Here is a 21,814-nt window from a genome sequence, read left to right as displayed (position 1 = left end):
GAAAATTCGAAAAATTATTACCGGAGGCGATGTGCATACATGAATTATGCTGAGAAGAAAAAAAGCTGGATCAAATTAGGTATTTTTGTGTTGTTTGCGGGAGGCTTACTCGCGTATATCGGCATTTCGAATGCAGACATTCATTGGGGCGGCTTTATCTCGATGATGATATTCTTTGCTTTCACCTATTATTTAGGCGCTTTTTACGCAGCAAAGAAATCAAATTCTTTTTCTGATATGATCGTGGCAAAAAGGAGCATGCCGTTTTTCGTCGGAATGGTGACGATGGCCGCAACATGGGTCGGCGGCGGATATATTAACGGAACGGCCGAATCGGCTTACAGCGACGGTCTCATCTGGGCCCAGGCACCCTGGGGCTACGCATTAAGCCTGATTATCGGCGGTATTTTCTTCGCCAGAAAAATGCGCCGTCATCAATTTATGACCATTATCGATCCTCTCGAACAGCGCTTCGGTAAGCGGATGGCCGGTGTTTTATATATACCGGCGCTGTTAGGAGAATTGTTTTGGAGCGCCGCGATCTTAACGGCATTGGGCACGACTTTCGGAATGATTCTGAATATCGATTTCCAAACGTCGATTATTCTTTCGGCGATGATCGCCATCGCTTATACGGTGGCCGGAGGCATGTGGGCAGTCGCTTTCACAGATGTCTTCCAAATGATCATCATTTTGCTCGGGCTGTTTTTAGTCGTCCCATTTGTGTTGTCAAATGTCGGTTCATTCGATATCGTATGGGCAAATTACAGGCACGATTTCGGAAGCAGCGCCAATCTGTTTCCGCCGTTGGACGGCTGGAAAAATCCTGAATGGGGAAACCTGTTTTGGAACTGGTGGGATAATGCGCTCCTCTTAATTTTCGGTGGTATCGCATGGCAGGTGTACTTTCAGCGCGTTCTTTCGGCAAAATCGGAAAACGCCGCCATGTGGCAGTCGATTATTGCCGGAGTGATCTGTATCATTGCCGCCATTCCGTGCGTGATCATCGGAGCTGCCGGAAACAGTGCGGATTGGAGCCTGTTCGGAGCGAGCGCTCCGGATAACCCGGCGATGATTTTGCCGCAAACGCTTGCGTATTTAACGCCCGGAATTATCGCTGGCATCGGTTTGGGTGCAATTGCAGCTGCCGTTATGTCAAGCATGGACTCATCGATTCTATCGGCATCATCAATGGCCGCATGGAATATTTACCGTCCGCTGATCAAGCCGAAGGCCACCCAAAAACAGCTGCAAAAAGTCGTCAAACGCTCAATCATTTTGTTCGGCGCGGGAGCAGCGATCATCGCGCTGAATGTCAAAAGCGTTTATACTTTATGGTATTTGGCATCGGATTTAGTTTATTGCATTCTTTTTCCCCAGTTAACAATGGCCCTCTTTTATAAAAGAGCAAACCTGTACGGGTCAATTTCCGGATTTGCAGTTGCGGTCATTCTGAGGCTGGGCGGCGGTGAACCCGCATTCGGCATCCCGCCGCTTCTGCCGTATCCGATGATTGAAGACGGCACAGTCCTCTTTCCTTTCCGGACGCTGGCTGCGGTTACAGCATTTATGACGATCTTCGCTGTGTCCGAATTGACGCAGCGCAAATGCCCTCCTAAACAGCTTGTACTCCCCCAAGAAAAACAGAAAGACGATCGCGCGGCTTAAAATAGGAAAAACGCCCGGCCCCGGGCGTTTTTCTTGATTCGTGTTTAATTTTTCACGGCATGAATGTAGTGAATCGTTTCAAAGGCTGACAGATCATCTTTTCGATTTTTAAAATAACGCTCTTGAATATCCGACGGTGACAAATGCTCATAAACGAGCAGTCCGGATTGCTCCAGCATATGCTGGATTTCCTGATACGAATAGCATGACTTCATCGGTTCTCCGCCTGCCGCTGCCATTTTCACCATATTTTCCACCCTGTTGGAGAAACCTTTTTCTTTGAACAGGTTTTCATCCGCATAATCAAAAACGATCGAACTCCCTGAAGGAAGATCAGCCATTAATTGTCTCAGCAATTTTTCGGTTTCTTCCTTTGTTAAGTAGTAGGAAACGCCCAAAAAGCTAAAGAACGTTTTTTTGTTAAAATGAAAACCCTTATCAGCCAATTCTTGATAAGAAAATGCCTTGGCAAAGTCCAAAGGAATAAAATGAAGATGGGCCGGGATGTGAAAACCGGCTTTCTCCAGCCTTTCCTTTTTCCATTTTTGTGTCGCCGGATGGTCAATTTCAAAGATATCAATTTTGCCTTTTAACTCTAGGTTCCGAAAACAAAAAGTATCCAGCCCTGCCCCAAGAATCACGTATTGTTCTGCTCCAAACCGAATCTCATGGTGCAGCACGCTTTCGCAATATGCGGCACGCGCGAGCGGCGTCGGAGAGAGCTGAATTTGTGTGACCCATTTTAATATTTCTTCATCGTCTCCCTCGTATTTTTCCGCTATATCTTTGTTGAAGAACTGTATACCTTGAATGAAACTGTTTTTAATATCAGAAAATTCTTGTTGGGAAATGAGCGTTTTGGCTAGATTGTCATCAAAAATTTTTGGTTCATCATATTGGCTGTGATAAGCTCTGCCAAAAGCCGAAATAAGAGACGTTACACTCGATTCATCTTTTTTCATGTCGTACACTCCTTCATCAAACGCAAAAAAATAGGATTCTCCCGGCCAGGAGAATCCTATTATACACACCAATATTCAATTAGTAAATTATAGCATAAATAAATTTTTTTGTCAAGAATTTTCACTTTTCCTATTTTATCAATGATCGAGAAAACAGCCTGTGAGTATGGGAAAACTACACGTATAACAGCGGGGTCGACTTTTTAAAAATCTTGCCGTCTCTTATATAAAAACGGGGGACGCGCCAGCTTATTGTAGATACCACTTCATAATTGATCGTATCAAGCATTTCCGCAACTTCATCAACGGAAATTTCAGCTCCCTTTTGCCGGCCGTAAATCACGACTTCCTCTCCTTGTTTACCTTCGCTCTCTCCCAGACTGACCATTATCATGTCCATTGTTACTCTTCCCGCCACCGGCACCCGTCTTCCGCGGTGTAGAATAAATCCGCGATTGGAAAGTTCACGGGAATAACCGTCAGCATAGCCGACCGGAATCGTGGCAATCACTTCCCCGCGCTCCGCAACATATGTAGCCCCATAACTAACGGTCCGCGGTTCTGTCAACATGGTTTTCACATAAGCGATGCGCGCCTTCAAGCTTAGTGCAGGCACAAGCTTAACGAGATTGAGCTGCCTGATATAATCGGAAGGATATAATCCATACATTCCGATACCTAAGCGAATCATATCAGCGCTGAATTCCGGAAAAGCGATCGCCGCGGCCGTGTTGTTCATATGCACCGTAGGCAGCTTAAAGCCTTGTTCTTTCAGAAAGCGGAGAAAGCTGATAAACTTTTCGTGTTGAATCATGGTTAGCTCAGTATCCGGTTCGTCAGCTGTGGAAAAATGCGTAAAAATCCCTTCCCATCTGAGGTTTTCACTTGCCGCCAGCGCTTCCACAATTGCTAAAAGCCTTTCTTTTGTGCGTACACCTAAACGCCCCATGCCGGTATCCACATTGATATGAACAGACAGCCGGTCAGGGGTTGCTTCTGTTTCCAATATCTCGTTCGCTTCTTTAATCCAGTCAACTTGAAATGCTGATAACGATATATTCCAAGCTGCCGCTTCTTTCACACAGCTAAGCGGGGTGAAACCGAGCACAAGGATCGGTGCGTCAATCCCCGCTTTTCGCAAAACGACCGCTTCCTCCACCGAGGCAACGGCGAGCTCACTCGCGCCGTTTTCCAGTGCATGGCGTGCCACTTCCACCGAGCCGTGACCATAAGCGTTTGCTTTTACGACAGCCATAATCTTGCTCCTCTTCGGAATATGCCGCCGAAATGCGCGCAAATTTTTTTTAATCGCATCAAGGTTTACCTCTACCCAGACTTCCCGGCAAAGCTTTTTCATCAACGCTCCCTTCTTTCTTGTCACATAGTATTCATTCATGTAGCCGTTCGAAAATTGCCCGGATGCTTTCTATCTCATTCTTATTCAGCTTCGGGCGAAATCATTCAGTCAGTAATCGTTAGCGGTGGAAGGCAAACAGCAGAAGACCGTGCCGTGCAGACTTTAAATCGAAGGTTTTCTTCTGCTGCCAAAGGAAATGCAAATCTGTCCATCTAGTTTTTTTAAAAGCGTCTTAATAAGGCTCCGATTTTTTTCGATTTGATATATTTTAAGCGTCCCTGTCATAAATTTCGGTATACACGACCTGTGAAGGGAGCTTTTTACATGAAAAGAACAGCCGGGACTCCAGCTTGGTACAATCGCGTGCCTCATCCAATAAGACACGATGGTGCGGGCGCGACCGATTTTGGGCCCCGCGACGTGATGCGGGATTTAGAGAATCCCGACATGTTCGTTCCTCCAAAAACAGATGCCGGAGCAATCCCCAATTTAAAGTTTTCTTTTTCAGACACACATATGCAGTTAAATCATGGCGGCTGGTCGCGCGAAATAACTGTCCGGGAGCTGCCGGTATCAACGACGATTGCCGGCGTCAACATGCGGCTGACGCCAGGCGGGGTGCGCGAGCTGCATTGGCATAAGCAATCGGAATGGGCTTACATGATTTTGGGCCATGCGCGCATTACCGCCGTCGATCAGGACGGCCGAAACTTTATCGCCGATGTCGGCCCCGGGGATTTGTGGTTCTTTCCCGCTGGAATACCGCACTCGATTCAAGGGCTTGAGGATGGCTGCGAATTTCTCCTCGTTTTTGACGACGGGAACTTCTCCGAGTTCGATACCTTCACGATTACAGATTGGTTCGCACACACACCGAAAGATATTCTGGCCGCGAATTTCGGTGTACACGAAAGCGCCTTCGCCCGCATCCCCGACAAACAGCGATACATCTTCCAAGCAAAAGCGCCGGGACCGCTCGAAAACCAAAAAGTGCCCGACCCGTATGGAACCGTACCAAAAAGCTTCGCTTACAGGTTGTTTGCACAAAAACCTATCGTAACACCCGGCGGAACGGTGCGAATTGTTGATTCTTCAAACTTTCCAATTTCGACAACGATCGCCGCCGCACTCGTCGAAGTCAAGCCCGGCGGAATGAGGGAAATGCATTGGCACCCGAACAACGATGAATGGCAGTACTATATCACAGGAACCGGGCGAATGACAGTATTTGCGGCAAACGGGACTGCCCGTACCTTTAATTACCGGGCGGGGGATGTCGGATATGTCCCGTTTGCCATGGGACATTACATTCAAAATACAGGCAGCGAAAGCCTGTGGTTTTTAGAAATATTCAAAAGCAGCCGCTTTGCAGACATTTCATTAAATCAGTGGATGGCGCTGACTCCAAGAGAGCTGATTGAAGAGCATTTGCATGTAGGACCGGAGCTGATGAACGCTCTGCGAAAAGAAAAATGGCCAGTCGTCAAATACCGTACAGACAGATAGGCCATCACCCCGCAAAAATGGATCGCGTAAAAAAGGCAACAAAAAAACCCTTGAATCTTCAAGGGTTTTAAAGATGGAGCATAGCGGGCTCGAACCGCTGACCTCTACACTGCCAGTGTAGCGCTCTCCCAGCTGAGCTAATGCCCCGTATATTTAAGACATGATTTATTATAGATGGATTTTTGGAGAAAAGCAAGCGGTTTTTGATGTGAGTAAGAAAATGCTCTGTCAGCCGGCATTTTCTTTTTCACCTAGACAAGCGCTATTGCTTTGATTTTTCAAAACAGAACTGAGTGAACCTTTCAGACAAATCCAGAATGTCATCTATCCTAGGCAAGGCAGTGATCCATTCTTCCGGGATGCTTTCCATTTGATCATACATTCCAGCCATTGTACCTGTAATAAAGGCAATTGTATCTGTGTCTTCCCCCAGGTTCACTGCTTCCAATACAGCATCAGAATAACGGTCTGAATTGAGGAAACACCACAATGCCGCTTCTAAAGAGTGCACAACATAGCCGTCTGACATGATGTCTTCTCTTTTAACACCCGCAATGTCATCATTGAGTATCCTCTTATAGGCAGAAAACTCATTTTCATACTCGGTTCCTCTCAAATTCTCCACACAAGAATGGACTGCTTGTTTATATGCCTCTTTAGGAGAATGATCAAACAAGTTTATTAAGAATTCTATATAAATGATACATCCCAGCGTAGATCGGGGATGACGATGTGTAATAAATGCCCACCTTTCGATCTCAGCTTGTCTTTTTGAAAAATCTGATTCGTTCCATAGCATAAAAGCCAACGGAGATATTCTCATCAATGCTCCGTTTCCATTATCAAACTCAGACGCTCCGCCGCATTGTTCAATTGGAACGCCCCTTTTGAAGCGCTCGATTGCATCATCAGTCGCTCTGCCAATATCAAACATGCTGCCGTATGGAGTCCAGTACCCTTCCCGATACGCAGCAAACTTTTTCATCAATTCGGTCTCATCTTTTTTTTCGATCAGATTCTCCATTAAACACAAAGTGAGTGATGTATCATCTGACCATGTCCCAGGCGGTTGATTATAAGTCCCGTACCCTATCATTCCAGTGATATTTAAGTTTCTAGCTTTAAATTCCACAGGGACGCCCAGCGCATCACCGATAACCCCGCCAAGGATAGTGGAGTACAGTCTTTTTTTAAATTGTGAGATATGGTTATCATCGTTCCACTGAAACGATATTATTCTTCTTTTCATTTGGCACACCCGCTTTGTTGATTCATCTTGAAAACGCATGGAGATCGATTTCCATGCGTTTTAGTTTTAAATCATATTCATTTAAAAATAATTATACATCAAATATTATTTTCCTAAAATCAATCTTCTTATCTTCTCTTCAAACTGCATACTTATATTGAAATCGTTTTTCCATAGATTTAAAAGAGAGATAACTTCTTTTAATTTCAAGGAAAAGTTATACAATACAAGAAATGCACTTGGAGCTTCTCTATCTTTAATTAAATAAACTTTTTTGAAGTCAGGAGTCATATAAAAAATATTATATAATCCATTTTTTGTTTGTTCTAAGTTAACAGAAATCTTTTTTTCTTTAAAAATTGAAAAATAATTCTCACCAATTTTCAAATCTAATAAGTTATTTAAAGATTTTATTTCATTATCTTCTAACTCTAATATTTTATCTTGTGTTTCAATATCTCGAATACGATCACCTAAAATTGAAACCGCATAAATACCGAGTGCACAAATTCCCTCTTCTTTATTATCAAATTGCTCTTTAATAAATTCATTCCCTCTTTGATTTAATATTAAATAATATATATTGTTTTCCGTGTTTTCTTGAAGTTCAACAAATGTTTCTTGATAAATACAGTTATTAAACTTTTGATAAACCCCTATTTTATTTTCTTCAGCATGACTTATAACCGCATAATCCTCACCAAGGTTTTCCTTCAACAAATTATGCATTTCTAAAGACCACCTTTTGTAATTGAAACTTCTTTTATATAACCTTTATCTATTGTATCATTGTGATATTTAAGAATAGTGTAATCTTTACTCTCTGTCTCCATAACCTTATGTAGTTTCAATTAAAATCGACCATCTATAATAGATAGATGGTCGATTAAAATTTCATTATAAAAGAAAAGTACTTATGTCTCCTTCAGAGAAATTATTTGCTATTCCTTCAGTTTCCAACAAGTTTTTCACTTTATTTTCAAATTGATAAAGCAAATAGACTTTTTTGAACGCAATAAACAGTGCTCTTTGATTTTGGATTGCTACTGTAGATTGAATCACATTACCTTTATTGTTGACAAAAGAGACAATCGAACTTGCTTCGTCTTCCATCTCTAGCATAATCGCTCTATTTTTTACTTGTGATTGTCCCAAAGCAAATAAAGAAGCAGGGATCCCTAATATAGACATGGCTTGAAAAAGCTTACTTTGATCAAATGTAGGTCCACCTATATCCAACTCTTCATGTTCCATCACAAAAAGCTGAAACTTTTCTAAAAAATAAAAAGAAGATAACCTATCCAGAAAAAAGTGTTTTGCCCCTTCAACTTCATTGTAAAATTCTTTTGTTATTTCCAAATAAGGGTTATTTTGTCTTTCAACCATAAACAAACCATAAACCCATTTATCTTTGTCGTTCTTCAATATATAAAAATTTTCATACGGAGCAACATTCTCTTTAATGCAACTATCTTCAAGAGTAGTTGATTTCCCCAGCTTATTCAAAATTTTATGAGCTTGATTAATATTCACTGAAAGTCCACCACATTTATTTTAATAAACTTTGTCAATGAGCTACGGTCGTTGAGCTTGTCTTTTGCTTTCAGTCGCATGCGTTTTTGATTATATCTCATTTGAGTCATACAGCAACTCTTAGCTTATTTCTTCTCCTTTCTAAATGCTATCTCGGAACATCTGCCCACATTCCAGTAGATCTGTCACCATTATGAATAGTTATATTGTGTATTCCAAAAGGTACTAACTCCATTTTACCTGGCACTTCAGTATGGTGCCATGTCATACCTTCTGGTCTTCCTCCAATTGCGTTATCTAGCCATTCAAATTTTGCCTCGTCAGACTTTAACCAGAGACTTTCTGGTAAATCTTTAGTCTTTACCACAAGTCCAGCACCCTTGAAATCTGCAAAACCAATACCTCCTTTTAATAGGTTAGTTTAACATTTAAATAAGTTAATTTTTTCTCACTAGAACTCATATTTTGTGCTACACTTCTTATTTGTTCATCCACTATGTCTATTCTATATTTCCATTGAGATCTGAGGGAAGAATTTATTTTTCCTTCTACCAGCTATATTACACAAAAAAGCACCCGTTGTTTTTAACAACAAGGTGCCTTATAGTAACGTACAGAAAGCATTCCACTTAAAGTTTAGCCTAAAGTTGCACAGAAAGCTTCTTCATCTCACTATGTTCCTCAGGTATCCATTATTTAATATCATATTTTTCTTTAATCTTCATTAATAATTCTTCAATAAGCTCTTTCTTCTCAGGATTTCTTTCTATATAAAAATTACACGCAGTACTTATATACTGATACAATTCATCATAACTCACAATATCGTAATCATCGTCACCGTCGCCAGAATAAAATAAAACTTTATTTTGTCCAAAGTATTCCTCTTCATCTTGTTCATATTCATCTGAATAAATTATTCCATTATACTCACGGCGCTCTCCCTCTTTATTTTTAAATTCTTCTAAATGCTGTAGAAAGTTACGTCCATTTACATAAAGATTCAAAACATCTATAACTGCTTCTTTAGTCAAATTATTCTGTTTCATCATCTCAATAAATTCTTCATATACGTTCATACTAATCCACCCATTCTAATACTGGATAAGCATTTTCTATCTCACCAGTTTCTGAATTCATAATGCCTTCAAATTTTAATTTTTTTCCATTATATTCTGTTTGTCCTTGTATTTTTATCTTCTTTTGTTTTAATAGAGGAATTTCTCTTTTATTGCTTAATCCTTCGTCCATTGCCTTTTTACTTAAATTTATTATTTCATCATCCGAAATAATCTTTGGATCATACACTGTCTTTTTATACATTTTGTCTTTATTAGGTATTACTTTGTATTCACCTGTTCCATTTTTTCCGGTATAGTCCATTTTTTCGTACTTCACTTTATATTCAATATCAAAAACTCCTTCTATACTTGGATGTTCTTTCTTAACAACAGTTTCCAACTCATACTTGTTAGAATTACTATCAAAATAATTCTTAAACTCATCATAATTATGTCCACCACTAACACCATTACGTTCAGTAAACTTTTTAACGGGTCCTGTCGTGTGTTCGACATAGTAATCTTCTTTATATTTAAGGTTTGTCGTACCTTTAGAAACACTCTTCCCAGCCTCAATCTCCTTCTCAACCCGCTGAATCGAATCCTGCATCTTCGCTTTCGACGCTTTATGGGCGTCGTTGACGTGGGCGGAGTAATTGGACCCTTTTCGGACGAGGGTGCCGCCGGCTCCTGCTTCTGCACCGCGGGCAATATCGCTCAAAGCGTCGGCGCTTTTGGCGAATTGTTTTTTGATGGCGAAGCCTGCGTCGTTGAGTCGGTCTTGAGCTTTCAGCCCATTCACCTTCATGCGGTTCGCCCAGATGTTTTTGCTGTCTTTAAAAGATTGTACCATATGTTCTGTTTTGCTTGAAATTTGGCCGATTGTGGCTGCGCTTTTAAATGTACCTTTTGCCGCGGCTGCCCCCGGGATGATGTCAAGGGCGCCGAACACGCCTCTTTCAAACCTTTCGTCTGTGTTTAACTCCCGTTGTGTCATCCAGTCTTTTCCGGTTGCGGCGCTCGAAATATTGGCTCCTCCGTAGGCGACGGCCACCGTGAGACCTGCCGGTGCACAAAAGATGGTGAGCACGATGATGCCTGCACCGGCCAGAAGATCCCGCCACAATTCCTGATTCTTTTGGACATCTCCGATTGATTCGTATTCAAATCCGCGGGAAGAGGCAATCGCTTTCATGTATTCTTCATACGATAATTCGATGTCGGGGTGGTTGATCTGGAATTCTTCAAATTCTTTGCTCAGTACGTGATCAAACGATTCCGAGTCTTTGAAAATATCATTTACGCTCACTTTCGCTTTGTCGGTTTCGACCGCTTGTTTGGACATGCCGTATCCGACGTAAGTGGTTTCCTTGGAGCCGATCCGGTTCGCGGTCGTGTAATTATGTATCGTCAGTCCGCGCATTTTTTCGGCGAACGCGTCTATTTTTTTATAAAAAGGGCTGTCAATGTGATCTTCCACCAAACTGCCGGCTTTCAGGCAAAAGTCAGCCAGCTTTTGATAATCCTTAAACAGTTCCTCGATCTTGCTTTTTTTGCTTGTGTGGGTAAAGCTGATCGACCTGTCGCTGTCCTTGTCTTTGATTTTGGATTCGATATCTTCCAAGAGATCGTTGAGTTTGATAAGGCCGGCTTTCATACCGCCGCCATATGGTCCGCCCGTCAGCGCATCGAGCCCGTCTTTCATGCCCTGCCATTCTTCCGGTACGTATTTCACATCCATTTAGATGATCGCCTCATTTCTATTTCTGAATCTTGTAGAGTTTTTGAAGCTCTTTATCTGTTTCATACATTTTCTCCATCGCATAACTGACAATGTGGGAAGCTATACAGTAATTATCAAACAGCTCCATCGTCTTCCCGAGAATATCCGCGTAGCTTTCAATCGCTTTTGATGCCTGTCCGGCTTTATAAAAATCGGATTCTGAAAGGTTTTTGATTTCTTTCTGAACCCCTTCTGTATAAATATCGCAGATGCTTTTCAGCTTATTGGAAATGGTGATCATTTCTTCAAACTCGAGATGGATGTTTGTACCGCCGCCTCCTGCTCCGCCTTCTGCATTCATAGCATCGCCCTCCCTGCTCTGAAATTGATGTGCAGTGCGTCATAGATCCGGTTGTTCATAATATAAAGGCTGATCCATTCATATCGATCATTTAAAGGATCAACCGAGATGAAATCTTCGCCTTTTGTAAAGTAAAGTGTTGTCGTCTGGAAACCGGTGTCTGCCGGTTTTTGCTGCGAGGCAAGCTTGAACGTTTCCACAGCAAGAACTTCTTTTTGATCAAGATCCATTGCCCTGACTTCGGCTTTTTCAGCGGCGCTCATCGGTTTTGTCAAAAAAGCGAGGTCTTGATCACGCGGCTCTCTTACTAAAAATGACACGTTGGAAATAAGCGATAAATAAACTTCGCGCTTTTCCAAATAATCTAATGTGTAGCCTTTGCCCTGGCTTCTTTCAGTCAGAGCGACAACGCGCTCCTCATCGTCCGGCAAAAATGCGCACATGACGTTATTAAAGCGCACGAATTCTTCGCTTTCTTGATATTGCTTCAGCAGCTTAATCAGAAAAAAAGCGGTCTTGGTCAGCTTGCCTTCCTTTAAAAGGATGCCTTTTTCAATCAGGCTCTCTTTTGCTTTTACTGCACAATCCGGCTCAGCCAAGGCCAGCTGTTCGCGTTCCGGAAGACCGAATATGTAGGTAACTCCGGCTGCTCCTGCTAAAACATAAAGTTCTGCCGCCGACAGCGTATCTGCTTTCACCTGCATGTCATTCTCCTTCCCTGTTATAAGTTTTTGATTTCCTGCACTTCACTGAGCTTTGAAAAATCGTCGATGTGCATTTGCAGTGCATCTAATGCAGCCGTATGATCTTTCAAGGCGTCTTTCATATCGGCATTCAATTCGATAATCAGCTCAAGGTAGCTTAAAAATGCGTCGCGGGTTTTTCCGCTCCATTTTCCGCTTTCAACATACGCTTTCAATTCCTTTGCTTTTTTCAGCGAGTCGCCAACATGTTTTTCGATCGCTTTCGCATGGGAATGCGCTTTTATTGTTCCATTATGTGAAATTTTCACAGTCTCTCCGCTTACTTTCGGATTGGCCGCTTGATAGTTGTAGTATCCATATCCGTCCATGACTCGGCTGTTCCTCCTCTACGCCTTTTTCTCTTCAGCTTCAGCTTTTGCTTTATAATACTCCCACTTGCTTTTCGCCTTCGACTTGGCGCTTTGAATGTCATCGACCATATCTTTAAAATGCTTGACCAATTCCTTCAGCTTGGCATCCTTTTCATGGCGTGTATCCTCAAATTCGTGGGAAGGGATTTTCAAGTCCGGGAGATTGCTGTTGTATGCTTTCAAACTTGCATCAACTTCTGCTAATTTCGTCTTAACATCGCTTTCTTTATCAGATAAAAAGTCGTATAAATTTTTATACTCGTCGCGTTTTCGTTCATTTTCCGTGTAGGATATGTGCAAAAAGTTGCCTACTGAATCCCAAAAACCTTCGCTCAAAGCAGCTGCCCCTTTCATTTATCCTAGTCAATAAAAACTATTTTCCTGTAGTGGATGATATTGTAATAGGTTTATCTTACAGGATGGTCCTAGGCGAATGAATAGGTTAAAAGGATTGTTTTTTCGACGAAAAAATAAAATAACCGGTCTTCGAGAGATTTTTATAAGTAAAAGGAATCAGTTCGTTTTCCCCTCTTTTCCGACCGGTCATTTCCTGAGAAATATTTTCTTTTGAAGAACATTCCATTATAATGAAGTTGGTTGGATTTTACATCATGAAAGGAGAAGCGCTATGCGTGAACATAAAGGATGTATCAAGTGCGGAAGCACAGATGCGGGGCAAAAAGAAATCGCGACGACCGGCACCGGCCTGTCAAAATTGTTCGATGTGCAGCATAACCGTTTTCTCGTCGTTTATTGCAAAAACTGCGGGTATTCGGAACTGTACAACAAACAATCTTCAACCGCCGGAAACATTCTCGACCTGTTCTTTGGAGGATGACGGCCCGAAAGGAGAAACGGTTATGAGAGAAAAATACGGATTATTGATTGCCATATTTATTTTGGCTTTATGTGTGCACTCCAATATCGTCGTAGAACACGCACTCTTACAGGCGATCATAAAAACAGTCTCACTATTCGTGATGATCGCTTCGGCGCTTGCAGCATTTGTCAAAGGCATCAGACAGCCGTCATAATCACTGGGAGAGGGGGTTAGTCATTGCCCCGTTCCCAGTGATTTGACTAAATCAAGAATCCATTCTTTCACGTCGACAAGGCGATTGTATGCCGGCTTTGTATCGGTTCCGGTGATGATCATGGATACGAGGGAGTCCTGCTTGTGCAATGCACCGTGGCTGGCTCCTCCGACGTGCGTCGGCGACCCTTCGCCGATAAATTCGTATCCAGGCTTTGCATTGGCGATCAAAAAGTCGCCTTCATGCGAAAAAAATGAAGTGTACAGTCTGGCCAGCGCATCGGGAAACTTTCCGTATGTCATGCTGCTTTGCTCGACCGTCAAATCGAGAATGTTTACATCCCCTTCCAGCGTCCACGTTTGTCCAAATTCATCCGTGTATTTGCCTCCCGGCCGAAATGTGAGCTTCCCGTGCTGCTCCCCCGAAACGACCTCAATTGAATCCGTTTCATTTTTCCAGCCGATGATGTCGATCCTCTCGTCCTGTTGCAGAATATCCGCGATCCTCGTGAGCGGAAGCTTCGCTTTATCGAGCGAATAGATGAACGCCATTCTTTCGTTAACGGCAAGAACGATGTCGTCATCGTCCGCCACGCCTTTCTTTAATTTCACAATGCGAAAGGCGTCTAGAAGGCTTCTCAAATCAATCAATGCTTCTTTTTTATTGCCGCTGATCCAGGCCTGTCCGTTATCCCCCATCACGATCCAAATGTGATCCTTTAAAGCGGCTTCCCATGACGGAAAGCTGTCTAAAATCTTTTGGACATGCCGGTCTGCTTTCGCGACCCCTGCTGCGTCGTTTCTCCCGTGTTTATGTACGTGCTGGTCGAGATCGGGAAAATAGACGAGTGCAAGAGGCGGCACTTTGTTTGTTTTGATCAGATGAACCAATTCATTCGCAGAAAACCGGTCATTAAAGCCGAATTTTTTGAAAAGCGAGCGGTTTGCCGGATTCACTTTGGAAAAACCGCCGTACGAGAACAGCTGGGACGTGTTGATTTTGACTGATTGGTTTAATCCGGAAATTATTGAAAAAAGAAAAGGAACCTGTAAATAGCCGTCCCGGCTCCCCCTGTGCAAAAGTGCATTGATCGAGCACGTTTCAATTCCTTTTTCATCAAGCTCTTCGTGAAGCGTCTTCACCTGTTGGCTTAAATGAACCTGATTCAAATTGTAAAAGACGTCTCTGGAGGATTGTTTGATGCCTAATTTCAGAAGCTCTCGAATATGGCTGCCATAATTGATGATCCGTTTTTCCTTCGCGTTGTACCACACAAGACCCGGAACTTTATGGCGGTCGCTGCTCGCCCCTGTAAGCAATGTGCTGTCAACATTGACGGACATCGTCGGAAAAGGGCTGATCATATCAGGGACATAGCGCCCGTTTTCCAGAAAATATCGCAGACCAGGAGCCTGTCCGGTTTTCACGGCTTCTTGAAGCGATTCATCCATTAATGAATCAATCAGCAACATGACGACTGATTTCTTGCGGCTCTCAGACATCGTTCTTCCTCCTTCCTTATACGTGAGCATTCCCTAAACCGCTCCGGTTATGAATGATCCCGTCTAAAATGTCGCTGATATCCCGGTCCGATTTTTCGCGCAAATATTGACCAACGCTCATTTGATAGCGTCTGATGTCTTCTTCCGAACGGAAAAAGGAGAGCAGCTGCTGTTCAATCGGCTGCTGTTTTTGCTGATTCAGTTCAATGACAAGGTTTTTCTTTTTCAGAATATCGAGATTCATCTCTTCCTGTCCGGGCAGCGCGTGATAGATGAAAACAGGGAGCTGTTTTTCAATGCACTCGCTGATCGTGACGCCGCCGGGCTTCGTCATGATGCCCGACGCCTCCCCGTATAAGCGGTTCATTTCAGCTTTGCTTTCGATATAAGGCAGCGCTGTAATGTATGGATTGTTTAAATCATGAACATACCGGTAGAGCTTTCGGTTTTTTCCGCATAGTATTTGGTATGCGACATCCCCATTCGGCGACAGCTCCTGCACAAGCTTAAAAATGCCGCCCACCCCCATGCTTCCGCCGGTTATGAGGATGTTGCACACCGCTTTTTTGTCCCCGTTCTGCCCAGGCTTTCTCTCCATTTTATAGGAACGATGCACGGGTATTCCGGTCAAAAAAATCTTCTCTTCATCAACGCCTTCTGCGATCAGCTGTTCTTTGATGTCTTTGATCGGCGCAAAATGATAATCAATCTTTTCTCTTCCCCAAATTCGGTTGACGAAAAAATCGGTATAGACATTGACCACTTTCATGTCGGGAAATCGGCCTTTTAAGCGGTTCAGCAAATAGGAGGGCAATGCATGCGTACAGAACACGATATCAGGCTTTTTTTCCGCAATGATCTGCTGCATATCCTTCAAAAAGATCAGCTCGTACAAGAGGTGGCGCTTTGCGGTTTGATGGCGCCCGCACGCCAGGAGATGATAGACCGAGCTGTAGACTTTCGGAAAATACTGAATCCATGACAAATACGCCGCAGAAGAGGCTTTTTCAAGCCGCCGATAAGCATGTGAAAAAATGTCGATTTTTTCACATTGATGGGATTTGAGAAGCAGTTCTGCCTGCAGTGAATCGGCAACGTGATGATGACCGGTGGAAATGCTTAAAAAAGGGAAAATCAGAATCTTTGTCATCTCCATCCTCCATTTCAGAAGAAAAATGTTTTCCATTTATATTTTTCAAATATCCAGCCAAAATATAAGTGTATTTTTTCAGGAAAGGAAAGTGGCGACTTGAGAAACTGTTTTTTGTCGATTTGGAGTGTAATTGACCCGTTTTATTATTTTTTTTCAAGACTGACACTCATTGATCAAATGAAATCGAGCATTTTTCGCGTCCGTCTCACAAGGTACAAAGGGATCGATGTGGTGTTAAACGATGGGACGGTTATTAAGAAGAACGATGTTCTGATCAAAATTCATCTGCATAATATTAAGCTGATTAAAGAGCTACAAAATATTGAGAGCGCTGTCAGAAGAGGCATCCTCATTTATCAAAAGGCGTACTTTTCAATGCCGATCCTGGCCGAATATGTTAAAAACCATCACCGGACAGACCAAATCAAAGGCATCATCGGCATTACCACACTGCATAAAGGCGTTGAAAGGCTCGGTTTTGAAGCCGTTGAGCCCGCAAACCAGTTTTACAGAGTCTTTAAAAAACTGACGCAGATTCCGATTTTATATTTAACAACAAAGCAATTTTCTCTTCGTAAAATCCCTCCTTCCCAATATTTGTTTATCTCGAAAGAAAAATTGTTCAAGTCCTATCTGCAGAAATAACAAAAAAAAGAGACTGATCCCTCAAAACAGGAACAGCCTCTTCTTTTTATGAAATGTGATGGAACGTCATTTCCGGACGGCTTCCAATGCGGATATTCGCTCCCGTCTGGCCCAATCCCTCGCTGATATAAAACGGTTTGTCATGATGATAGTGAAGACCTTTAATCATATTCATTCGCACAAGCTTTCCCATCTTCAGAAGATGATAAGGCTTCGGCCAATGAATCTGACCGCCGTGAAAGTGCCCTGACAGAAGATAGTCAAAGTGAAATTCCTGCATATCAAGCACAACGTTCGGATCATGCGTCAATACAAGGTTGTACCCTTCCTTCAGCTCTTTATATGAAGCGGCAATATCGCTTCGCTTCGTGCTGTAATCATCAATCCCGATAATGTTGAGTGCCTCACCTTCCACTTCAATCGAGACATGCTGATTTCGAAGGGTGATGCATCCGTTATCTTCCAGCACACGTTTCAGCTTCCGAAAGTGTTCACCTTTCAATACGTAGTCATGGTTGCCGAATACAGCGTACATCCCGTATGCCGGCTTTAGTTTTTGCAAAGCTTTTAAGTAGTTTGCAAGCTTTGGTATATTTCGTTTCCTATCAAGAAAATCTCCTGTTAAAGCAATGAGATCCACTCGTTTTTTATTGGCAAGTTCAAGAATCTGTTCAGGTGAAATCGAAATGTTTTCTAAATGAAGATCAGACAGATGAAGAATGTTCAGCTTTTTCTTTAAAGCGGGAGCCTGGACGCGCTCGACCGAAATCGTGTTGACTTTCACATCTTTTGTATTGTGGTTCGCTTTATAAAAAATAGGCATTAAACCTAAGATAATCAATAGACATGCGATAATAAACATTTCAATATCTCCTCCCTCTTACTAGTATAGTAAGTTGGCAGGCAGTTTTATAGTGGGAAATAATAGGATATCATTCTTTTTACCTATAATAAAAACCGATTTCCAGCTGGAAATCGGTTCGTAATTTTACAGAAACAAAATGAACAGAAGAAGCCCTAAAATGATGCGATAGATGGCAAACGGGACAAGCTTGATCTTATTGATCAGCCTGAGGAAAAAGCGGACGACAAAAAGAGCGACAATAAAAGCGCTGATAAACCCTGTAATAAAGAAAGGAAACAGATCTGCACTTAAATATGCCCAGTTTTTAATTAAAGAGAGCAGGCTGGCTCCCATCATGATCGGAATCGCCATAATGAAGGTGAAATCGGCGGCCGCTCTGTGGTTCAAGCCGAGAATAACACCGCCCGAAATCGTCGAACCCGAGCGCGAGAAGCCCGGCCAGAGCGCCAGACATTGAAACAGCCCCATACCGAGCGCCTGCTTATACGTCATCCGGTCAACCGAATCTGTCGTCTCCGTGCGCCGGTTAATCCAGTCGGCCGCGAGCATCAGCACCGCGCCGGCGATGAGACCGACCGCAACGGTGTGTACGGAAAACAGGTACTGATCGATATAGTCTTCGAATAAAAAGCCGAGCACAGCGGCGGGAACAAGTCCTACAGCGATTTGGGCAATGGAAAGGCGGTTTCCCGATTTTTGCTCTTCCGTCATGTTTTTCTTCACACCTAAGAGGTTGAGAATCCGGTCTTTAAATACGATGGCGACAGCGAGGATGGAGCCGAGCTGAATCACGACTTTAAAGGTATTCGCCGCCTCAGGCGTGAGCAGTTCTTTCGATTTCAGCCAGACGTCGTCAACAATGATCATATGCCCTGTTGACGAAACAGGGGCATATTCTGTTAATCCTTCAACAATTCCGAGTATGATGGCGACAAAAATATCCCAAATGTTCATATGTCATTCCTTTCGCTTCATAAAACTTGTCCTCTAATAAACTATTTATATCGCCTTTAAAAGCCGATTATGCAAGCGGGATTCAGACTTCTTCGTTTTTTTCATAAAGGTGTGAACGCTGTTTAAACCATTCAAACAAATGCGTGACCACCACTTTGATGACCGCGTATCCGGGGATGGCGAGAATGACGCCGATCACGCCGAACAGCTTGGCTGCCGTCAGCAGCACAAAGATGATCGTTACCGGATGGATGTGCAGGTTTTTTCCCATAATTTGCGGCGAAATAAATTTTCCTTCAAACAGCTGCACCACAGTCCAAACGATGATCAGCTTCACAAGCATAAACGGGGAAGTAACCAGGGCAATAATGATTGCCGGCGTGATCGCAATCGTCGGTCCGAGATACGGAACGATGCTCGTACACGCCGCCACAAGGGCCAATAAGGAAGCGTAATCAAGACCGATGATCATATATCCGATAAACAATAGGCAGCCGATACAGAAGCTGACGATGATCTGCCCCCTGATATACGAACTGAGCCGGTGATTCATCTCGGACATCATCACATACGTCTGTTCCCGCAAGCGGACCGGTACGAGCTTCAAAATAAAGAGCGGCAGTTTTTTACCATCTTTCAATAAGTAAAACAGGATAAACGGCACGGTCACAATTGAAATCACGACTTCTGTAACAGCGCCTATGAACGTTCCCACTCCGGTAAATGTGCTGTTTAAAATTGTGGTGGCCTGATCGGATAATTTGCTTGCCAAATCGGTCAGATTGATGTTCAGCGTCTGCTGGACCTGATTAAAAAACTGGCTTCCGATCAGCTGTTTAATTTGGTCTTCCACAATGTGGACATACCTTGGGAAATTATCGACAAGGCTTGTGATCTGTTCCCTTAACAGCGGGATAACGGAGACGATCAAAATCGTGATCAGACCGATGATCACGATATAGAGAAGAAGAATCGAATAAATCCTTTTCACATTTTTCCGCTCTAGAAAATCAACGATCGGATTTAACAAATAATAAACGACACCTGTCAGTACGACAGGCAGAGCGATGGTTTCCACAAGGACGATGAAAGGCGTGAAAATAAACGATGCTTTTGTAAATACAAGGATGTTCAATCCGATCAAGAGCAGAACGAGCAGAAACAAAACGAATTTATTGTCTAAAAAAAACTTCTTAAATCTGCCGCCCCACATATTCAAAGAGTCCATGGCGATCCTCCATTAACATTGGTTTTATACATTAAATTGTACACTATTACTCCTCATACTAAAAATAAAACCATTGCTATTGGTCTTTTTTTCCGCTTGCAAACGTTTATTGATGATATACATATACGCCGGTGTTTCCGGCTTTTTGCCTTTCGCCGGCAAAAGAAAACACTGTATAATAAACATATCCTACAGCGAAAGGGGAAAATAGCATGATACGGTTCGGGGTAGTCGGAACAAATTGGATCACCGACCGGTTTCTTGAAGCGGCCCGTTTGGTCGGCGATTTTCAATTAACCGCGGTATATTCAAGGAGCGGGGAGCGCGGACGTGAATTCGCGCAAAAATACGGGGCAGAGGCGGTTTTTACCGATATCAGCGAAATGGCTGAGAGCGATGTTATTGATGCGGTATATATCGCAAGTCCCAACTCTTTACATAAAGAACAGGCCGTCACATTCATGAAAAGCGGAAAGCACGTCCTGTGCGAAAAACCGCTTGCGTCCCATGTCAAAGAAGCGGAAGAAATGGTAAAAACAGCGCAGGAACACCGCGTGACATTTATGGAAGCGATGAAAACGACATTTCTTCCGAATTTTAAAAACATCGAACGCAACCTGCACAAAATCGGCAAAGTCCGCCGTTTTACAGCAAGCTACTGTCAATACTCTTCCCGCTATGACGCCTATAGAAACGGAACCGTCTTAAACGCATTTAATCCGGCTTTATCGAACGGTTCCCTGATGGATATCGGCGTCTATTGCGTCCATCCCGCGATCGTCCTGTTCGGCAAGCCCCTCGAAGTAAAAGCAAACGGGCTGATCCTTGAGTCGGGGGCGGACGGTGAAGGAACAGTGCTGTTAAAATACAAGGAACATGAAGCTGTTTTGATGCACTCGAAAATCTCCAATTCCTTCACGCCTGCTGAAATTCAAGGGGAGGAAGGCTGTATTGTCATTGATAAAATCCACCGACCTGAAAAAGTCGACATCCGCTATCGGGACGGACGGGTTGAACATCTTACGCTGCCGGATGACAAACCGGCCATGTTTTATGAAACAGAGGAATTCATTCATTTAATTAAACAAGGGCGGATCGAGTCTTCGCTTAACACATTTGAACGCTCTATCAACACCTTGGCGGTCATGGATGAAGCCCGCAAACAGATCGGTCTCGTTTTCCCCGCTGATCAAAAATAACAAATGAGCCGCCTCGATTCGAATGAACGGGCGGCTCATTTGTTTTAGGATTGCGCCAAAAGATCGGCAAAGGCTTTGACATAGATCGGCAGGTCCGGCGGGCGGCGGCTTGACACGATATGACCGTCGACGACCGCTGCTTCATTTACCCATACTGCTCCGGCATTTTCCATATCGTCTTTGATCCCAGGTGTGCTTGTGACTTTCCTGCCTTCCAATATTCCTGCGGAAATCAGTACCCAGCCGGCATGGCAGATTTGCCCGATAGGCTTCTTCCTTTCGTTGAACCACCGAATCATCTCCAGTACCTCGGGATATCTTCTGAGCTTGTCAGGCGCCCAGCCTCCCGGAACCAGAACTGCGTCGTATTCCTCAATATTCATACTTTTCAGCTCATAATCAGAGACAGCAGGTACGCCGTATTTGCCCTTATATTCATGATCCGCTTTTTCGCCAACGAGGTGTACGATCGCGCCTTCTTCCCTCAGCCTTAAAACTGGATACCACAGTTCTAAATCTTCGAAGTCATCGCTGACAAGCGCGATCACTTTCTTGCCTTCAAGTCGCATGATTTATCCCTCCTGTACAACCAGTGTACGATAGATGGCAGTCTGTTTAAACCTATTTATCCCCTTCCCCGTCACTTTTTAAAAATGCTTTTCCCGCGTAAAAGGCTGCCGGATCGCCGGCAGCCTGATGT

The 21,814-nt window shown here is 43.3% G+C and carries 25 protein-coding genes and 1 tRNA gene; 6 read left to right on the top strand and 20 right to left on the bottom strand.

Features of this window, described 5'->3' with window-relative positions:
- Nucleotides 1-39 precede the first annotated feature (39 nt).
- Entirely contained in the window at nt 40-1,668 is a 1,629-nt protein-coding gene (locus tag M1E06_RS05145) for a sodium:solute symporter family protein (protein ID WP_065643908.1), read from the top strand.
- Nucleotides 1,669-1,712: 44 nt separating this feature from the next.
- Here the strand turns inward: M1E06_RS05145 and M1E06_RS05140 are convergent, their stop codons facing one another.
- Both M1E06_RS05140 and alr read right to left on the bottom strand, forming a co-directional pair.
- Nucleotides 1,713-2,630 (bottom strand): class I SAM-dependent methyltransferase, encoded by a 918-nt coding sequence (locus M1E06_RS05140; RefSeq protein WP_065643701.1) that lies wholly within the window; start codon nt 2,628-2,630, stop codon nt 1,713-1,715.
- A gap of 175 nt (nt 2,631-2,805) precedes the next feature.
- Nucleotides 2,806-3,987 carry an alanine racemase gene (gene alr / locus M1E06_RS05135; protein WP_020452719.1) on the bottom strand — a complete coding sequence of 394 codons (1,182 nt, stop codon included), beginning with the start codon at nt 3,985-3,987 and terminating at the stop codon, nt 2,806-2,808.
- A 324-nt stretch (nt 3,988-4,311) separates the two neighbouring features.
- On the opposite strand from alr, the gene M1E06_RS05130 reads away from it, so the two are divergent.
- Nucleotides 4,312-5,493 (top strand): oxalate decarboxylase family bicupin, encoded by a 1,182-nt coding sequence (locus M1E06_RS05130; protein WP_023856017.1) that lies wholly within the window; start codon nt 4,312-4,314, stop codon nt 5,491-5,493.
- A gap of 74 nt (nt 5,494-5,567) precedes the next feature.
- On the opposite strand, the gene M1E06_RS05125 is transcribed toward M1E06_RS05130, so the two are convergent.
- The 12 genes from M1E06_RS05125 to M1E06_RS05070 form a co-directional block, all read right to left on the bottom strand.
- Nucleotides 5,568-5,640: transfer RNA gene (locus M1E06_RS05125), tRNA-Ala, on the bottom strand.
- A 115-nt stretch (nt 5,641-5,755) separates the two neighbouring features.
- Entirely contained in the window at nt 5,756-6,742 is a 987-nt protein-coding gene (locus M1E06_RS05120) for an ADP-ribosylglycohydrolase family protein (RefSeq protein WP_025809667.1), read from the bottom strand.
- A 105-nt stretch (nt 6,743-6,847) separates the two neighbouring features.
- Complete coding sequence (locus M1E06_RS05115; protein WP_025809669.1) at nt 6,848-7,471, bottom strand: hypothetical protein; 624 nt, start codon at nt 7,469-7,471, stop codon at nt 6,848-6,850.
- 168 nt (nt 7,472-7,639) lie between these two features.
- The gene (locus tag M1E06_RS05110; protein WP_025809671.1) at nt 7,640-8,275 is read right to left on the bottom strand and encodes a hypothetical protein; all 636 of its coding nucleotides are present in this window, start codon (nt 8,273-8,275) and stop codon (nt 7,640-7,642) included.
- A gap of 148 nt (nt 8,276-8,423) precedes the next feature.
- On the bottom strand, nt 8,424-8,642 hold the full coding sequence (locus M1E06_RS05105; protein ID WP_025809673.1) for an HNH endonuclease signature motif containing protein: 219 nt from the start codon (nt 8,640-8,642) through the stop codon (nt 8,424-8,426).
- A 41-nt stretch (nt 8,643-8,683) separates the two neighbouring features.
- Entirely contained in the window at nt 8,684-8,770 is an 87-nt protein-coding gene (locus tag M1E06_RS05100; protein ID WP_230368475.1) for a hypothetical protein, read from the bottom strand.
- Nucleotides 8,771-8,967: 197 nt separating this feature from the next.
- The gene (gene cdiI / locus M1E06_RS05095; RefSeq protein WP_020452731.1) at nt 8,968-9,354 is read right to left on the bottom strand and encodes a ribonuclease toxin immunity protein CdiI; all 387 of its coding nucleotides are present in this window, start codon (nt 9,352-9,354) and stop codon (nt 8,968-8,970) included.
- Nucleotide 9,355: 1 nt separating this feature from the next.
- Nucleotides 9,356-11,077 (bottom strand): EndoU domain-containing protein, encoded by a 1,722-nt coding sequence (locus M1E06_RS05090; protein WP_025809676.1) that lies wholly within the window; start codon nt 11,075-11,077, stop codon nt 9,356-9,358.
- 19 nt (nt 11,078-11,096) lie between these two features.
- Nucleotides 11,097-11,420, bottom strand: coding sequence for a hypothetical protein (locus M1E06_RS05085; RefSeq protein WP_003184717.1), 324 nt, complete (start codon nt 11,418-11,420; stop codon nt 11,097-11,099).
- Entirely contained in the window at nt 11,417-12,124 is a 708-nt protein-coding gene (locus M1E06_RS05080) for a DUF5081 family protein (protein ID WP_020452733.1), read from the bottom strand. Before M1E06_RS05080 ends, M1E06_RS05085 begins: the two co-directional genes overlap by 4 nt.
- A gap of 17 nt (nt 12,125-12,141) precedes the next feature.
- On the bottom strand, nt 12,142-12,492 hold the full coding sequence (locus M1E06_RS05075) for a WXG100 family type VII secretion target (RefSeq protein ID WP_020452734.1): 351 nt from the start codon (nt 12,490-12,492) through the stop codon (nt 12,142-12,144).
- A gap of 18 nt (nt 12,493-12,510) precedes the next feature.
- Nucleotides 12,511-12,870, bottom strand: coding sequence for a hypothetical protein (locus M1E06_RS05070; RefSeq protein WP_023856112.1), 360 nt, complete (start codon nt 12,868-12,870; stop codon nt 12,511-12,513).
- 292 nt (nt 12,871-13,162) lie between these two features.
- On the opposite strand from M1E06_RS05070, the gene M1E06_RS05065 reads away from it, so the two are divergent.
- Nucleotides 13,163-13,372, top strand: coding sequence for a zinc ribbon domain-containing protein (locus tag M1E06_RS05065; protein WP_003184724.1), 210 nt, complete (start codon nt 13,163-13,165; stop codon nt 13,370-13,372).
- Nucleotides 13,373-13,394: 22 nt separating this feature from the next.
- Nucleotides 13,395-13,568 (top strand): hypothetical protein, encoded by a 174-nt coding sequence (locus M1E06_RS05060; protein WP_020452736.1) that lies wholly within the window; start codon nt 13,395-13,397, stop codon nt 13,566-13,568.
- A gap of 20 nt (nt 13,569-13,588) precedes the next feature.
- On the opposite strand, the gene M1E06_RS05055 is transcribed toward M1E06_RS05060, so the two are convergent.
- Complete coding sequence (locus M1E06_RS05055; RefSeq protein ID WP_025809680.1) at nt 13,589-15,070, bottom strand: alkaline phosphatase family protein; 1,482 nt, start codon at nt 15,068-15,070, stop codon at nt 13,589-13,591.
- A gap of 16 nt (nt 15,071-15,086) precedes the next feature.
- A complete protein-coding gene (locus M1E06_RS05050; protein ID WP_043054450.1) occupies nt 15,087-16,220 on the bottom strand; it encodes an MGDG synthase family glycosyltransferase in 1,134 nt (377 codons plus the stop codon).
- A 99-nt stretch (nt 16,221-16,319) separates the two neighbouring features.
- On the opposite strand from M1E06_RS05050, the gene M1E06_RS05045 reads away from it, so the two are divergent.
- Nucleotides 16,320-16,868 (top strand): YkoP family protein, encoded by a 549-nt coding sequence (locus M1E06_RS05045; RefSeq protein ID WP_020452739.1) that lies wholly within the window; start codon nt 16,320-16,322, stop codon nt 16,866-16,868.
- A gap of 46 nt (nt 16,869-16,914) precedes the next feature.
- Here M1E06_RS05045 and M1E06_RS05040 read toward each other — a convergent pair whose 3' ends face one another.
- The 3 genes from M1E06_RS05040 to M1E06_RS05030 all read right to left on the bottom strand — a co-directional run bounded on the left by M1E06_RS05040 (nt 16,915) and on the right by M1E06_RS05030 (nt 19,915).
- Nucleotides 16,915-17,730, bottom strand: coding sequence for a metallophosphoesterase (locus M1E06_RS05040; protein ID WP_020452740.1), 816 nt, complete (start codon nt 17,728-17,730; stop codon nt 16,915-16,917).
- Nucleotides 17,731-17,856: 126 nt separating this feature from the next.
- Nucleotides 17,857-18,687, bottom strand: coding sequence for an undecaprenyl-diphosphate phosphatase (locus M1E06_RS05035; RefSeq protein WP_020452741.1), 831 nt, complete (start codon nt 18,685-18,687; stop codon nt 17,857-17,859).
- Between the two features lie 82 nt (nt 18,688-18,769).
- A complete protein-coding gene (locus tag M1E06_RS05030) occupies nt 18,770-19,915 on the bottom strand; it encodes an AI-2E family transporter (protein WP_020452742.1) in 1,146 nt (381 codons plus the stop codon).
- 212 nt (nt 19,916-20,127) lie between these two features.
- On the opposite strand from M1E06_RS05030, the gene M1E06_RS05025 reads away from it, so the two are divergent.
- Nucleotides 20,128-21,114: a Gfo/Idh/MocA family protein gene (locus tag M1E06_RS05025; protein WP_020452743.1), complete on the top strand. Its 987-nt coding sequence runs from the start codon at nt 20,128-20,130 to the stop codon at nt 21,112-21,114.
- A 44-nt stretch (nt 21,115-21,158) separates the two neighbouring features.
- Here M1E06_RS05025 and M1E06_RS05020 read toward each other — a convergent pair whose 3' ends face one another.
- Entirely contained in the window at nt 21,159-21,683 is a 525-nt protein-coding gene (locus M1E06_RS05020; RefSeq protein WP_020452744.1) for a type 1 glutamine amidotransferase domain-containing protein, read from the bottom strand.
- Nucleotides 21,684-21,814: the final 131 nt, after the last annotated feature.

This window comes from Bacillus sp. AK124 (genome assembly GCF_053903085.1).
Note: the sequence above shows the minus strand (reverse complement) of the source record. Positions and strands in the feature narration are given on the sequence as shown.